14 protein-coding genes are annotated in these 14800 nt (G+C 29.2%); 11 read left to right on the forward strand and 3 right to left on the reverse strand.

Features of this window, described 5'->3' with window-relative positions; translation table 11 throughout:
• The first annotated feature begins 305 nt into the window (after positions 1-305).
• Together ABDZ60_RS10760 and ABDZ60_RS10765 are read left to right on the forward strand one after the other, a co-directional pair.
• On the forward strand, positions 306-818 hold the full coding sequence (locus tag ABDZ60_RS10760; protein ID WP_016207045.1) for a hypothetical protein: 513 nt from the start codon (positions 306-308) through the stop codon (positions 816-818).
• Positions 819-903: 85 nt separating this feature from the next.
• Positions 904-1056: a glycine zipper domain-containing protein gene (locus ABDZ60_RS10765; protein WP_172655004.1), complete on the forward strand. Its 153-nt coding sequence runs from the start codon at positions 904-906 to the stop codon at positions 1054-1056.
• A 308-nt stretch (positions 1057-1364) separates the two neighbouring features.
• On the opposite strand, the gene ABDZ60_RS10770 is transcribed toward ABDZ60_RS10765, so the two are convergent.
• On the reverse strand, positions 1365-3269 hold the full coding sequence (locus tag ABDZ60_RS10770; protein ID WP_343778058.1) for an NAD(+) synthase: 1905 nt from the start codon (positions 3267-3269) through the stop codon (positions 1365-1367).
• Positions 3270-3593: 324 nt separating this feature from the next.
• On the opposite strand from ABDZ60_RS10770, the gene ABDZ60_RS10775 reads away from it, so the two are divergent.
• The 5 genes from ABDZ60_RS10775 (at position 3594) to ABDZ60_RS10795 (ending at position 7375) form a co-directional block, all read left to right on the forward strand.
• Complete coding sequence (locus ABDZ60_RS10775; RefSeq protein WP_016207043.1) at positions 3594-4025, forward strand: NfeD family protein; 432 nt, start codon at positions 3594-3596, stop codon at positions 4023-4025.
• A complete protein-coding gene (locus tag ABDZ60_RS10780; RefSeq protein WP_016207042.1) occupies positions 4026-4979 on the forward strand; it encodes an SPFH domain-containing protein in 954 nt (317 codons plus the stop codon).
• Positions 4980-5531: 552 nt separating this feature from the next.
• Positions 5532-6470: an amidase domain-containing protein gene (locus tag ABDZ60_RS10785; RefSeq protein WP_343778061.1), complete on the forward strand. Its 939-nt coding sequence runs from the start codon at positions 5532-5534 to the stop codon at positions 6468-6470.
• Positions 6471-6774: 304 nt separating this feature from the next.
• The gene (locus ABDZ60_RS10790) at positions 6775-6930 is read left to right on the forward strand and encodes a zinc-ribbon domain-containing protein (protein ID WP_016207040.1); all 156 of its coding nucleotides are present in this window, start codon (positions 6775-6777) and stop codon (positions 6928-6930) included.
• Positions 6931-7219: 289 nt separating this feature from the next.
• Positions 7220-7375 carry a zinc-ribbon domain-containing protein gene (locus ABDZ60_RS10795; protein WP_016207039.1) on the forward strand — a complete coding sequence of 52 codons (156 nt, stop codon included), beginning with the start codon at positions 7220-7222 and terminating at the stop codon, positions 7373-7375.
• An 81-nt stretch (positions 7376-7456) separates the two neighbouring features.
• Here ABDZ60_RS10795 and ABDZ60_RS10800 read toward each other — a convergent pair whose 3' ends face one another.
• Together ABDZ60_RS10800 and ABDZ60_RS10805 are read right to left on the reverse strand one after the other, a co-directional pair.
• Positions 7457-7651 carry a hypothetical protein gene (locus ABDZ60_RS10800; protein ID WP_047000486.1) on the reverse strand — a complete coding sequence of 65 codons (195 nt, stop codon included), beginning with the start codon at positions 7649-7651 and terminating at the stop codon, positions 7457-7459.
• A 13-nt stretch (positions 7652-7664) separates the two neighbouring features.
• Entirely contained in the window at positions 7665-7853 is a 189-nt protein-coding gene (locus ABDZ60_RS10805) for a hypothetical protein (protein ID WP_016207037.1), read from the reverse strand.
• Positions 7854-8162: 309 nt separating this feature from the next.
• Here ABDZ60_RS10805 and ABDZ60_RS10810 point away from each other — a divergent pair, with 309 nt between their 5' ends.
• The 4 genes from ABDZ60_RS10810 to purF all read left to right on the forward strand — a co-directional run bounded on the left by ABDZ60_RS10810 (position 8163) and on the right by purF (position 14790).
• Positions 8163-11900, forward strand: coding sequence for a phosphoribosylformylglycinamidine synthase (locus ABDZ60_RS10810; protein WP_343778064.1), 3738 nt, complete (start codon positions 8163-8165; stop codon positions 11898-11900).
• Positions 11901-12179: 279 nt separating this feature from the next.
• Positions 12180-12659, forward strand: a complete 480-nt coding sequence (purE, locus tag ABDZ60_RS10815) for a 5-(carboxyamino)imidazole ribonucleotide mutase (RefSeq protein ID WP_343778066.1) — start codon at positions 12180-12182, stop codon at positions 12657-12659.
• Positions 12659-13363 carry a phosphoribosylaminoimidazolesuccinocarboxamide synthase gene (gene purC / locus ABDZ60_RS10820; protein WP_343778068.1) on the forward strand — a complete coding sequence of 235 codons (705 nt, stop codon included), beginning with the start codon at positions 12659-12661 and terminating at the stop codon, positions 13361-13363. The genes purE and purC overlap by 1 nt, the downstream gene beginning before the upstream one ends.
• A gap of 20 nt (positions 13364-13383) precedes the next feature.
• The gene (purF, locus tag ABDZ60_RS10825) at positions 13384-14790 is read left to right on the forward strand and encodes an amidophosphoribosyltransferase (protein WP_425544857.1); all 1407 of its coding nucleotides are present in this window, start codon (positions 13384-13386) and stop codon (positions 14788-14790) included.
• The last annotated feature ends 10 nt before the right edge of the window (positions 14791-14800 follow it).

Here is a 14800-nt window from a genome sequence, read left to right on the forward strand (position 1 = left end):
ATTGTACAAAAAAAGACCTTATATAGATAGACTCTTTTTATAAGTGTCTACTATATAGGGTCCATTTTAAATATGCAGTTCCTTTTTTATTATATTCATTAATGCTAGTAATAATATTCAGAGTATGTTTATTTATAAAATTTGCAGATACACTTTTTAATACAAGTTTTTAAAGTACATTTACATTAGCTTCTAGATAAAGAAAATTAATATTAAATAAATATAAGATTAAGCAAAGATGGTGAAAGAATAATTTGAGATGTATTGATAAAAAATAAGTAAAACTTAGAAAGTAGTGATTTATAGTGATAGGTAATCATATTATTAAAAATTTTCTATGCATACTTATGGTTTTTGATATTGTCAGTAATGTAAAAATAAAACAAGATAATCCAAGAATAATAGATGCATTTATTTTAGCTTATGATGCTATGTACACTTATGATATTATACATTATAAAAATGGGTATACAAAAGACTATATCATTTTAGATATGGAGTCAGCCGATTTTTCGGAAACTACTTATGATGATAGACAAAAGATGATAAACCATTTTAAAAGGTATAACAAGAAAATATTAAATGCATCTATTTTTAAATTAAAAGAAATTGGGTTAGCGGATGAAATGACTCAAATAGCGATAAATGGAGATATTTTAATGTTTACCTGTGTGAGACCGGATGAAAATAGTAATGGAATAATAATAAGTGGAATGAAGTATCATGGTCCAATATCGGCATATATCTATGAAATGAAACTAGATGTTATAGATAATGAATGGAAGTTGATAGAAATAAAAGAAAAAGGAGTAGCCTAGAGAGAATATAATTCCAAAATTATGTATAATAAGCATATAAGTTAATAAATAATCCAATTTTATTAAGGTAAATGGGGGGGATAAAATGAGTGAAAAAAAGGATAAAAAAGATAATGGCTACTACTTCGCACTTTGTTCTGGACTAGGGGTTACATTTGGTATAATATTTGACCAGTTAGCAATAGGATTATCTTTAGGCGTTGCATTTGGGATTATCTTGGATAGTAAAAGAAAATAATCTTAATAGCATATAAGCTAACATAATATAAATTTTAAATTATAAGATATGGCATATAATGATGAAATGTTTATTATTGCTGGGTTAGGTACCATATAACTAGTTTTATATAAAAGTAAAGATACTGTATGGAAAGTAGTATTATCATGAACTGCTGGAGTTTTATAATTCTATGTTTCAGAATACCGTTAAGAATTACTATTGTTTGAGCGTATGCGAGTTATAGTAATTTAGGTATTTTGAATAAATAGAATTATAAAAACTCCCAGTGAAATGATATTGGCTACTTGAAATACAGTATCTTTATTTTACTTAAAGGAGTTAAAAGAAGCATCAGAAGGCATTCGCCAATCTCCACGTGGACTTAATGAAATACTTCCAACCTTAGGGCCATCAGGAAGAGCGCTTCTTTTAAATTGTTGAGTAAAGAATCTATATATAAATTTATCAAGCCATTTTTCTATTTCTTCTTTACTATAATCATCTTTAAATGCTTGTTCTGCAAGGAATTGTATCCTTTCTTTAGAAGAACCATTTTTAATAAAATGATATAAGAAGAAATCATGTAATTCATAAGGTCCAACTATATCCTCAGTTTTTTGAGTGATTTCGCCTTTATCATTCTTAGGTAAAAGTTCAGGACTAACTGGAGTATCTAATATATCTAAAAGTGTATCTGAAACTTGAGGAGTAGACTCCTTTTCAGCTACATATCTAACTAAGTATCTAACTAAAGTTTTAGGAATAGATGGATTTACTGAATACATACTCATATGATCACCGTTATATGTACACCATCCAAGAGCTAATTCAGAAAGATCTCCTGTTCCAATTAATAAGCCACCCTCTTTATTAGCTAAGTCCATAAGAATTTGAGTTCTTTCTCTGGCTTGAACATTTTCATAAGTAACATCATGAATATTTTTATCGTGACCAATATCTTCAAAGTGCTGAAGAGCAGCTTTTACTATGTTAATTTCTCTTAAGTCACATCCTAATTCCTTACATAAGGTTAGAGCATTATTATAAGTTCTATCAGTAGTACCAAAGCCAGGCATTGTAATTGTAATTATATTTTTATTATCTAAGCCTAGTAGTTTAAAAGTTTTAACAACAACTAGTAAAGCTAAAGTTGAATCAAGACCACCAGAAATTCCAATAACTGCTTTCTTTAAGTTAGTATGCTCCATTCTCTTTGCTAGAGCAGAAGCCTGAATATTAAATATTTCCTTACATCTTTCTTCACGTAATTTAACATTAGAAGGGACAAAAGGATGTTTATCAACGAATCTATCAAAGTTAATTATTTTAGTATCTTTATAATCAAATTTTATTATTTCAGCTTCAAAAGGAACTATTCTTGAAGCGTCTCTATAACTTATATTTTTTAATCGCTCACTGTTTAATCTAAAAACGTCTATATATGAATAAATAATCTCATTAGCTCTTTGGAATCGCTCATTTTCTTCAAGCATAGTTCCGTTTTCTGCAATTAGCATATGTCCGCTAAATAAAAGATCGGTTGTGGATTCATGAACCCCGGCAGATGAGTAAATATATGCAGACATACATCTAGCACTTTGATTCGATATAAGAGCTTCTCTATAATCCTTTTTGCTTACAAGTTCATTAGAAGCAGAAAGATTTCCTATTATATTTGCACCAAGAAGTGATAGATATGAACTTGGAGGAACTGTAACCCAAAGATCTTCACAAATTTCAAATCCAAAACTATATCTTCCAGAAGTGAAAATTAAATTAGTTCCAAATGGAACATCTTTTTGAAAAGAAAAATCTACTTTTTCATCAATTATTCCAAGGCCTTCACTAAACCAACGTTTTTCATAAAATTCACTATAGTTTGGGATATATGATTTTGGAACTATTCCAAGAAGTTTTCCATTAAATATTATATAAGCACAATTAAATAGTACATTTTTGAAACTTAGAGGAGCTCCTATAGCAATTAACATATCTAGGCCTTTACTTTTTTTTATTAATTTTTCTATGGCAAGGTCAGATTTTTCCAACAAATTATATTGCATAAATAAATCACTGCAAGTATAAGATGTAATAGATAGCTCAGGAAAAACAATAGACTTAGCTTTATTTTTGTATGCTTCATCTAAACAAGTAAATATATTTTCTAAATTATAATCTATATCAGCTACACGAGTAACTGGACATGCAGCTGCGACTTTTATAAAATCCATAAAATCTCTCCATTCTAATTAAAATAATAGTATATGAATTATTGTAACTCTTTTTATATTTAAAATTCATAGTTATAAAAATACTTATATATAAACAAGTTTATATACATAGTTAAATAATAAAAGGAAAACAATAGAAAATCAATGATAATAGAAGAAATATGAATTAAAACAAAATAAAAAGGTATAATATACCCTTTAAAAAGATAAAAGATATATTGTAATAAGTTAGAAAGAATGTTATAATAAATTCATAAGTTGATGGAATTCAAATTTTTACTAAAAAATGTTATAATGGTATCAAAGAATAAAGGAGGGGAAATTATGAGTGCGGTAATTTTTTGGATTATAGTTGCAGCTGTAGTAATTGCTATAGACATAGCAACAAGCAATTTTTTATTTGCTTGGTTTGCTGTAGGTGCATTTGTTGCAATGATAGCTGATTTACTGGAAGTATCATTTGGAATACAAGTAGTACTTTTCTTAGTAGTAAATTTAATAACTATTTCGATAGGTTATCCATGGGCTAAACGGAAGTTTAAAGAAGGTGTTAAACGTACACCTCTAATGGAAGAAACTTATATAGGAAGAGTTATGAAAGCAGAAGAGGAGATAGTAGATAGAACTAAAATAAAAGTTGACGGAATATATTGGACTGTACTAAATTCAGGAGAAGTAATAAAAAAAGACGAAAGTTTTAAAATCACAGGTATAGACGGTATTAAATTAATAATTAAAAAAGAGGAGGAAGTTTAGATGGAAAATTTAATTGGATTAATAATTACAGGAGTAGTAGTACTTTTTGTATTAATAGTAATCTTATCATCAATTAAAATTGTAAATACAGGATACTTATATGTTGTAGAAAGGTTTGGCCAATATCATAAAACTTTAGAACCAGGATGGCACTTTTTAATTCCATTTGCAGATTTCGTTAGAAAGAAGGTTTCAACAAAACAACAAATTTTAGATGTACCACCACAATCAGTTATTACAAAGGACAATGTTAAAATATCTGTAGATAATGTTATATTTTATAAGTTATTAAATGCTAAAGATGCTGTTTATAATATTGAAGACTATAGATCAGGTATAGTATATTCAGCAACAACTAATATGAGAAATATCTTAGGTAACATGAGTTTAGATGAAATATTATCAGGAAGAGATAAAATAAATCAAGATCTTTTAAGTATTATAGATGAAGTTACAGATGCGTATGGTATAAAAATACTTTCTGTTGAAATTAAAAATATAATCCCTCCAACAGAAATTCAAGAAGCTATGGAAAAACAAATGAAAGCTGAAAGAAATAAGAGAGCTATGATTCTTGAAGCTGAAGGACAAAGACAATCTCAAATAGAAAAGGCAGAAGGAGAAAAAAGAGGTAAGATACTTGCAGCAGAAGCTGAAAAAGAAGCTAATATTAGAAGAGCTGAAGGTTTAAAGGAATCTCAATTACTTGAAGCTGAAGGTAAAGCTAAGGCTATAGAAGAAATAGCTATAGCAGAAGCAGAAGCTATAAGAAAAGTAAACCAAGCAATTATAGAATCAGGTACTAATGAAACAGTTATAGCTTTAAAGCAAGTTGAAGCTCTTAAAGAAATGGCTAATAACCCAGCTAATAAGCTTATATTACCAAATGAAACATTATCTTCACTTGGAAGTATTGCAGCTATAGGTGAAATGCTTAAAGGTAGCAAAGAATAATTTATCCAGCTTACAGTGCACAGTTCACAGTACGCAGTGCACAAGTCACAGTTGGTTTGAGTTTATAGTGAGAAGGTAACAAAAAACAAGTTAAAAATATATAATTAAAAATTAAAGACCATCTACTTTAGAAAAACTATAGTAGGTGGTTTTTTGTGTTAAATTGATTTAAATTGCGAAGCAATTTATATAGTTCACAGCGCACAATTCACAGTTCACAGTTTTTGGAATAAAGTAACAGGTAACAGGTTATGATATAAATTGCAAAGCAATTTATAAATTAAAGAATGAAAAAATTTAGGTTATTTTGCGGCACAAAACTAACTACTGTCCCTAAGCTTACCTTGAAGTAGATGTTTCTTAATTTTTAATTATAGTTTACTTCTAGTACTTGTTACCTGATACCTGTTACCTATAAAATCAAAACAACTGTAAACTGTGCCTTGTGAACTGTGAACTGAAAAATGCTTCGCATTTTATAACTATTGTGTAATAAAATTAATTTTATTTCAAAAGATATAATAAAGTTTAAAGTAGTCTGGAGAAATAAAAATGAAAAATTTAATTAAAAGAAAAATAAGTATAGTATTTATAATAGTTTTTGCTTTAGTTGAAATAAGTTTATATGTAAAGTCTGAATCAGCTGAAGCAAGTAATAAGAATTATAATAGGGAGTTAGCGGTAGAATATGCTCTAAAATGGGCTACTTCATCAAATAGTAAATATTATAACTATATTAAAGATGGAGGAGATTGCACTAATTTTGTATCACAAGTTTTAAGAGCAGGTGGAATGGAGTTTTTAGGATCTAGAGAAACGGCTACAAGTATTAAATCTTGGTTTTATTATTCGGCAAATTTACCCAATAGAAGCTCTACGTGGACTGCAGCACAACCATTTCATCTACATTTTGGAATAGAAAATAAAAGGGCTCATAAATATATTGAATATAAAATAATAGATGCATTGGTAAATTGGGATGAAATATATATGAATTTATTACCAGGAGATATAGTTCAATATTCAAGGCCCAATAATATAACTTTTCATTCACAAGTTATTACAGAATTAATGGATAGAAAAAGAACTATATATTTTTGTCAACATTCTAATTCCATAGAAAACTTTATAAAAAATGGGAATTTAAGATATTATTTAATGGGAAAACCTAATGATTATAATTTCTATATTTATAATATAAAAGGTCATAATGATAATATTTATAGAAATAGCAAAAGTAATAGTATGGAGATATGCAATGAAAATTTAACTGAAGATGAATATAGAAAGGAATTAGTAGAAGCTATATATATAATAAAAGTAAGTTTAAGCGATACTAGATTTAATAGTGAAGAGGATATTAGTGAAGAAACAGAAGAATTTATTAACAAGATGAATAAGCGAATAGAAGAAATAGAGTTTTATATGAATACAAGAGAAAAATCGTCAAAAGATTTATTAGATATTCTTTCTAGCAGGGAAGGGCTTTAAATACATATATCAATATATATTAATTGAAATATATATCAGAGAAGGAATAAAAAATATAAAATATGATAAGACTAAAAATAACCCGCTAGGGTTACGTAGGTTTCTTTGCCGGTAGTTAAAAGCTACCGGTACTTTTTTAAAAAATATTTAAAAAAAGAGTAGCTTTTTAAAAAAGAATATGTTATTATAAATAGGTAGTCAAAAAGACTAACAATATTTTGTTTAAAGATTTTGAAAGATAATGAGATTCTCCGTTATAGAGATTAGTAGTTACTTGAATAGTCTTTAGAATGGAGGATTTAAAATGGAAGATAGAAAATTAGTATGTAAAGATTGCGGTAAAGAATTCATATTCACAGTAGGAGAACAAGAATTCTACAAAGAAAAAGGATTCGATAACGATCCAGTAAGATGTGCTGATTGCAGAAGAGCAAGAAAAGCTCAAAACAACAGAAGATAATTATAAGTTATCTAAGCTATAGATTAATTTCTATAGCTTTTATTTTTGTAAAATTTTAAATTAATTCATATAAAAGTAGCAAATAAACATAGAATTTAATATTAATATACCATAATAACAATAAGGTAAATTATTAAAAAACTACTAGCAAAAAAAAATATTATATGATAAAATGATGAAGTAGGTCATAGAACCGAGAAATATTTGTTTAAAGATTGAATAGAAATTAGCTTTCTCCATTGTAGAGATTTGTTGATATTATATTGGTCTTTAGAATGGAGGATTTAAAATGGAAGATAAGAAAATAATATGTAAAGACTGCGGTAAGGAATTCATATTCACAGTAGGAGAACAAGAATTCTACAAAGAAAAAGGATTCGATAACGAACCAGTTAGATGTATTGATTGCAGAAGAGCAAGAAAAGCTCAAAATAACAGAAGATAGTTAATTGAAGACTGTAGGGTTACCTACAGTCTTTTTAAGTGATACCCTAAATCTATGATTTAAGTAAATATATTTCATTTCCTAATCTTTGAATCCATAAGTTGAGGTCCTTGTAGCATGTAATGCCTCATTAACATTTGCTAAAGTATCTTGAATAAGTTGTTTATTATCATCTTTTTCTACAGTTTTTATAGCATCATGCAACAATTTTTGTGCATGTGTAATATCAGAAAGAGCACACTTTAATTCATCTTTTGCATTTGTCTTATGACCCATATAAAATCTCCTCCTAATCTTTATAGTTTTTCAAAGTATCTTGAGCAGAATCAACAGCACTGCCAATAGCTTCAAGTGCAGTATGAATTTCACTTCTATTATGATTTTCTTCTGCATTTAAATAAGCAGTGTTTAGATGATTTTGGCAAGAGCAAAGCTCATCTAAAGCTAATCTTAAATTTTCTTTTGCGTTATGCTTCATATTAACACCACCTTAAATTGAATCTCTATTAGTTTGTGCAAAAATATTATTTAAATAACATATTTAATAAAAAAAATAATAGAATAAAAGGGAAATAACGGCACAACAATATACGAAATATATGATTATAAAAATACGAAATAATTCGCTATATGACGAATTATTTTTGTTTTTTACTGATAAAAAGTTGACAAATATAACTAACAATGATACCCTAGTCATATAAATACGAATTATATTGAATAAAACTTAAAAATAATTCGTGAGTATAATTAAAATCCATTAGTTTTGGAGGTATGTGAGTTTAAAATGAGATGTATATTTGTAGAGAAAAAAAAGGGCTTTGATATTGAAGGGAAAAGTTTACTTGAGGATTTTAGAAAAAATTTAGGAATTACTTCTCTTGAGGGAGTCAGACTTATAAATAAATATACTTTAGGGGAAATGAAAGAAGAAGATTATAAAAAAGCTCTTTATACGATATTTTCAGAAAGAAATGTAGATAATGTTTATGAAAATAAGCTAGAAGTAAAAGATCATGAAGTTGCCTTTGGAGTTGAATATTTACCAGGCCAATATGATCAAAGAGCAGATTCAGCTTCAGAATGTTATCAATTATTGACTTCAGGAGAAAAAATAGAAGTTAAATGGACAAAAATTATAATATTAAGAGGTGCTTTATCAAGTGATGAGGTAGAAAAAATTAAAAGTTATTATATAAACCCAGTTGACTCCAGAGAAGTAAATATAGATAACTTAGAACTATCATCAAAACTTCCAGAGCCGAAAAATGTAAAGATATTAAATGGATTTGTTAATAAAAGTGATAAAGAAATAAATGAGTTACATAGTAATATGAATCTTGCTATGAGCTTAGATGATATAAAACTAATAAGAGATTACTTTAAAGAAGAAAATAGAGATCCAAGCATTACAGAGATAAAAGTTATTGATACATATTGGTCAGATCATTGTAGACACACAACTTTTTCAACAGCTATAGAAAATATAGTTATTGAGGAAGGACTTTATTCAAGACCAATAATAAAATCTTATGAAGCATATTTAAAATCAAGAAATTTTGTTTATGGTGAAACTGATAGAGATGAAACATTAATGGATATAGCAGTTATAACAATGAAAGAAATGAGAAAAAGAGGTTTATTAGAAGATTTAGATGTATCAGATGAAATTAATGCTTGCTCAATTAATGTAAATATAGAAACTAATAATGGAATAGAAGAATATTTAGTCATGTTTAAAAATGAGACACACAATCATCCAACTGAAATAGAACCCTTTGGAGGTGCAGCTACATGTCTTGGTGGTGCTATTAGAGATCCGTTATCAGGCAGAACATATGTATATCAAGCCATGAGAGTTACAGGTGCCGCAGATCCAACTGTTGATATAGAAGAAACATTAAAAGGAAAACTTCCTCAAAGAACTATAACTTTAGGAGCAGCTCATGGATATAGTTCATATGGAAATCAAATAGGTCTTGCTACAGGACAAGTTGCTGAAATATATCATCCAAATTATGTTGCTAAAAGAATGGAAATTGGAGCTGTTATAGCAGCAGCACCTAAGAAAAATGTAGTTAGAGAAGAGCCTAAAGTAGGAGATGTTGTAATTCTTTTAGGTGGGAGAACAGGAAGAGATGGATTAGGCGGAGCAACAGGATCATCTAAAGAACATACAGAAGATTCAATTAATGAGTGTGGAGCAGAAGTTCAAAAAGGAAATCCTCCTACTGAAAGAAAGATTCAAAGGTTATTTAGAAACTTTGAAGTTTCAAAGATGATAAAAAGATGTAATGATTTTGGAGCAGGTGGAGTTTCAGTTGCAATTGGAGAATTAACAAGAGGCTTAGATATATATTTAGATAATGTTCCTAAAAAGTACGAAGGTTTAGATGGAACAGAAATTGCTATTTCAGAATCTCAAGAAAGAATGGCAGTTGTAATTAATAAAGAAGATGAACAAAAATTTATAACTCTATGTGCAGAAGAAAATTTAGAAGCTGTTAAAGTTGCAGATGTAACTGATAATGAAAGGCTTAGAATGTTCTGGAGAGGTATAAATATAGTAGACTTAAAAAGAGAATTCTTAGATACAAATGGGGCAAGACAAACAACAGAAGTAGAAGTGAAATCTCCCAAAGAATATCCATTTAAAATAAAAAATTTAGATATAAAAGAAGAATGGATTAATACATTAAGAAAATTAAATGTATCAATGCAAAAAGGATTAGTTGAGAGATTCGATTCAACTATAGGATCGGGAACTGTGCTTATGCCTTTTGGTGGAAAGTATCAAACAACACCAGCAGAAGGTATGGCGGCTAAGGTGCCAGTACTAAATGGAGAAAGTAATGATGCAACATTAATGACATATGGTTTCAATCCAGATATGGGGATGTGGAGTCCTTATCATATGGCATATTATTCAGTAATAGAAGCAGTAACTAAACTTTCAGCTATGGGTGGAAATTATAAAAAAGCAAGACTTACATTACAAGAGTATTTTGAGAGATTAGGAAAAGATAAAATTAAATGGGGCAAACCTTTTTCAGCATTACTTGGAGCCTATCAAGCACAAATGGATTTAGGAATACCAGCAATTGGTGGTAAGGACTCTATGTCAGGTACATTTGGAGACTTAGATGTACCTCCATCATTAGTAGCTTTTGCAGTTGATGTTGCTAAAGCTAAGGATATTATATCTCCAGAGTTTAAAAATAATAACTCTAAGATAGTACTTTTAATGGCTGAGAAAAATGAAGATATGACATTGAAAGTGGACGTATATAAAAATAACTTAGAAAAGTTACATGAACTTATTTTAGGTAGAAAAGTTATTTCAGCTTCATCAGTGAAATTTGGGGGAGTAGCAGAAGCATTAACTAAAATGAGCTTAGGAAATAGGATTGGGGTAGAGTTTGAAGGATTAAGCAAAGAAGAATTATTTGAACTCAATTATGGAAGCTTGATTTTAGAAGTTAAAAATGATGTTGAAATAGAAAAAGAATTAGAGGATTGCGCTTATAAAGTAATAGGTAATACAACAGAAAATAGGGCTATTGTTTGTAAAGAATATGATATTAATTTTGATATAGAATATTTAGAAAAGATACTTGAAGAGAAGTTATCAAAGGTATTTAAAATAAAGACAGAAGATAAAAAAGAAAAAATAACAACAGTTTTATATGAAGATAAAGAAATAAAAGCTCCTTTAATAAAGGTTGCAAAACCAAAAGTATTTATTCCAGTTTTTCCTGGTACAAACTGTGAATATGATTGTGCAAGAGCCTTTAAAAATGAAGGGGCAGAAGTTTCAGAACTTGTTCTAAACAATATGAACAAGGATTTATTAAATCAATCAATTTTAGAAATGGAAAAGAGCATAAGAAAAAGTCAAATAATTATGTTACCGGGCGGATTCTCTGCTGGAGATGAACCAGATGGATCAGGAAAATTTATAGCAACAGTATTTAGAAATGAAAGAATTAAAGATGCTGTAATGGATCTATTAAAGAATAGAGATGGCTTAATACTTGGTATATGCAATGGCTTCCAAGCACTAATAAAATTAGGATTAGTACCTTATGGTGAAATTGTAGATATAGAAGAAGATATGGCAACTTTAACTTACAATGAAATTAATAGACATATGAGCTCAATAGTTAGAACAGAAATAGTATCTAATAAATCACCATGGTTCAATGAAGTAAATCTTGGAGATATACATTCAATTGCAATATCTCATGGAGAAGGAAGATTTGTTGCTCCACAAGATTTAATAGAAAAGTTAAGAAAAAATGGACAAATAGCAACACAATATGTTGATTTAGATGGTGAAATATCTAGCGATATGCCTTTTAATCCAAATGGTTCAATGCTAGGAATAGAAGGAATTACAAGTCCAGATGGAAGAATACTTGGAAAAATGGGACATTCAGAAAGAATAGGAGAAAACCTATATAAAAATGTTCCGGGTAACTTTGATCAAAAGATATTTAAAGCAGGGGTTAAGTACTTTAAGTAAAAAATTGCAAAGCAATTTTCTAGTGCACAGTCTAAAAGTCACAGTTCACAGTTTCGTGGACAAAGTAAAAGGTAACAAGGAACAGGTAACAGATATTAAATCTTTTTTAGTGAAATAATGACTAAATATATAAGGAAAATCTTAATTATTAATTATAGTTTACACTTAGTACTTGATACCTGTTCGCTGTTACCTACAAAATGAAAACAACCGTGAACTGTGAATTGTGAACTGTGAACTGAATAAAATTGTAAAATTAAAAAAAACGGGGGTTTTTAGATGAAGGTAGCAATATTTTTTGGAAGTAAATCGGATACTGATGTTATGAAGGGAGCTGCTAATTGTTTAAGAGAATTTGGAGTAGAATTTAAAGCTTATGTATTATCAGCTCATAGGGTTCCTGAAAAGTTAACGGAAACTTTGATGGAAGCTGAAGAAAATGGATGTGAAGTTGTTATTGCAGGAGCTGGACTTGCAGCTCACTTACCTGGTGTTATAGCATCACAAACTACAATGCCTGTAATAGGGGTTCCTATAAAGGGAGCTGTTGAAGGACTAGATGCTTTATTTTCAATAGTTCAAATGCCAAAATCAATTCCAGTTGCTACAGTTGGAATTAATAATAGTTATAATGCAGGAATGCTTGCAGTACAAATGCTTGCTATAAAGGATAATTCATTAAGAGAAAAATTAAATAAGTTTAGATTAGATATGAAAAGTAAGTTTATAGAAGAAAATGGAGAAGGGATTGATTTATAATGGAAAAATTAGAAATGATGTATGAAGGAAAAGCAAAAAAAATATATTCTACAGATAAGGCAGAGGAAGTTGTTGTTTATTATAAGGATGATGCAACAGCATTTAACGGAGAAAAGAAAGGTCAAATTGAAGATAAGGGTACTTTAAATAATGCAATCACTTCAATGATTTTTGAAATGTTAAAAGAAAATGGAATAAAGACACACTTTATAGAAAAGTTAAATGAAAGAGAACAACTTTGTAAGAAAGTTGAAATAGTACCTTTAGAAGTAATAGTTAGAAACGTAGCAGCTGGATCAATGGCTAAAAGATTAGGATTAGAAGAAGGATTTGAACTTAAAACTACAGTATTTGAACTATCATATAAAGACGATTCATTAGGAGATCCATTAATAAATGATTATCATGCAGTAGGAATAGGTGCTACTACATTTGAAGAATTAAACAAAATTTATGAAATGACTGATAAAATAAATGAGTTATTAAAAGAGTTCTTTATAAAGCAAAATATAAGATTAATAGATTTCAAATTAGAATTTGGAAGATATAATGGAGAAATTTTATTAGCAGACGAAATTTCACCAGATACATGTAGATTTTGGGATGCAACAACAGGAGAAAAATTAGATAAAGATAGATTCAGAAGAGACCTTGGGAATGTAAAAGATGCTTATGTTGAGATATTAAACAGAATACAGAAATAATTAATATTGGGGGTGTTATTTTGAGTTCAAATTTAATTTTGGATCCAAGTAATGATAAATTCAAGGATGAATGTGGTGTTTTTGGTATTTATGTAAATAAGCCTATGGATGTTGCATCCATGACGTATTATGGATTATATGCACTTCAGCATAGGGGGCAAGAAAGTGCTGGAATAGCTGTAGCAAATGGCGAAAGTGTTGATATTCATAAAGGAATGGGGCTTATAACAGAAGCTTTTTCCAAAGATGATTTAAATAGGCTTAAGGGTTTTGCAGCAATAGGTCATGTTAGATATTCTACATGCGGAGATACTAGAATTGAGAATGCACAACCATTACTTAGCAAAACTAAACTTGGATCAATAGCAATGGCTCATAATGGTACTTTAGTAAATGCTGATGTAATAAGAGAACTTTTAGAGGACGGAGGACATGTCTTTCATACATCAATAGACTCAGAAGTTATAGCAAACCTTATTGCAAGAGGTGCTAAGAAGGGGATTGAAAAGGCGATATATGATGCCATTCAAGCAATAAGAGGATCTTTTGCAATGGTAATTTTGACAGAAGATAAACTTATAGGGGTTAGAGACCCACATGGTATTAGGCCGCTATGTTTAGGAAAGACAGCAGAAGGATATGTATTATCATCAGAAAGTTGTGCTTTAGATGCAATAAAAGCAGAACTAATTAGAGATATAGAACCAGGTGAAATAGTTATTATAGACGATAATGGAATCAAATCATACAAGTATTCAGAAAATACACAATGTCAAACTTGTGCTTTTGAATACATTTATTTTGCTAGACCAGATTCAACAATAGATGGCTTAGATGTTCATGAATCAAGGGTGAGAGCTGGAGAGCAATTATTTAGAGAATATAAAATAAATGCAGATGTGGTAGTTGCAGTTCCTGACTCTGGAATACCAGCAGCCATAGGATATTCAAAGGCTTCAGGAATACCATATGATACTGGATTTGTAAAAAATAGATATGTAGGACGAACTTTTATAACACCTTCCCAAGAAATTAGAGAAAGAGCCGTAGCAGTGAAATTAAATCCACTTAAAGTAAATATAAAAGGAAAAAGGGTTATATTAATTGATGACTCAATAGTTAGAGGAACAACATCAAAACATTTAGTTGATTCTCTAAGAAGAGCTGGAGCAGAAGAAGTACATTTTTTAGTAGCTTCACCAATAGTTAAATTTCCTTGCTACTTTGGAATAGATACCCCATATAGAAGTGAACTTATAGGAGCTAAAAAATCAATTGAAGAAATAAGAGAAGCAATAGGTTGTGATAGTTTAGGATATTTAAGTATGGAAGGTATGTATAGTTGCTTTAAAGAAAATTGTGGATATTGTGTTGGTTGCTTTAATGGAATATATCCAGTAGCAACACCTATAGAAGGAGCAAAATAAAAGCTGAAAG

The organism is Clostridium sartagoforme (genome assembly GCF_039521405.1).
GTDB lineage: Bacteria > Bacillota > Clostridia > Clostridiales > Clostridiaceae > Clostridium > Clostridium sartagoforme.

Coding starts and splice junctions, on each gene's coding strand:
- ABDZ60_RS10800 (WP_047000486.1), bottom strand. CDS start 7,651: ATGGGTCATAAGACAAATGCAAAAGATGAATTAAAGTGTGCTCTTTCT.
- purE (WP_343778066.1), top strand. CDS start 12,180: ATGAAGGTAGCAATATTTTTTGGAAGTAAATCGGATACTGATGTTATG.
- purC (WP_343778068.1), top strand. CDS start 12,659: ATGGAAAAATTAGAAATGATGTATGAAGGAAAAGCAAAAAAAATATAT.
- ABDZ60_RS10780 (WP_016207042.1), top strand. CDS start 4,026: ATGGAAAATTTAATTGGATTAATAATTACAGGAGTAGTAGTACTTTTT.
- ABDZ60_RS10785 (WP_343778061.1), top strand. CDS start 5,532: ATGAAAAATTTAATTAAAAGAAAAATAAGTATAGTATTTATAATAGTT.
- ABDZ60_RS10805 (WP_016207037.1), bottom strand. CDS start 7,853: ATGAAGCATAACGCAAAAGAAAATTTAAGATTAGCTTTAGATGAGCTT.
- ABDZ60_RS10790 (WP_016207040.1), top strand. CDS start 6,775: ATGGAAGATAGAAAATTAGTATGTAAAGATTGCGGTAAAGAATTCATA.
- ABDZ60_RS10810 (WP_343778064.1), top strand. CDS start 8,163: ATGAGATGTATATTTGTAGAGAAAAAAAAGGGCTTTGATATTGAAGGG.
- ABDZ60_RS10795 (WP_016207039.1), top strand. CDS start 7,220: ATGGAAGATAAGAAAATAATATGTAAAGACTGCGGTAAGGAATTCATA.
- ABDZ60_RS10765 (WP_172655004.1), top strand. CDS start 904: ATGAGTGAAAAAAAGGATAAAAAAGATAATGGCTACTACTTCGCACTT.
- ABDZ60_RS10770 (WP_343778058.1), bottom strand. CDS start 3,269: ATGGATTTTATAAAAGTCGCAGCTGCATGTCCAGTTACTCGTGTAGCT.
- ABDZ60_RS10775 (WP_016207043.1), top strand. CDS start 3,594: ATGAGTGCGGTAATTTTTTGGATTATAGTTGCAGCTGTAGTAATTGCT.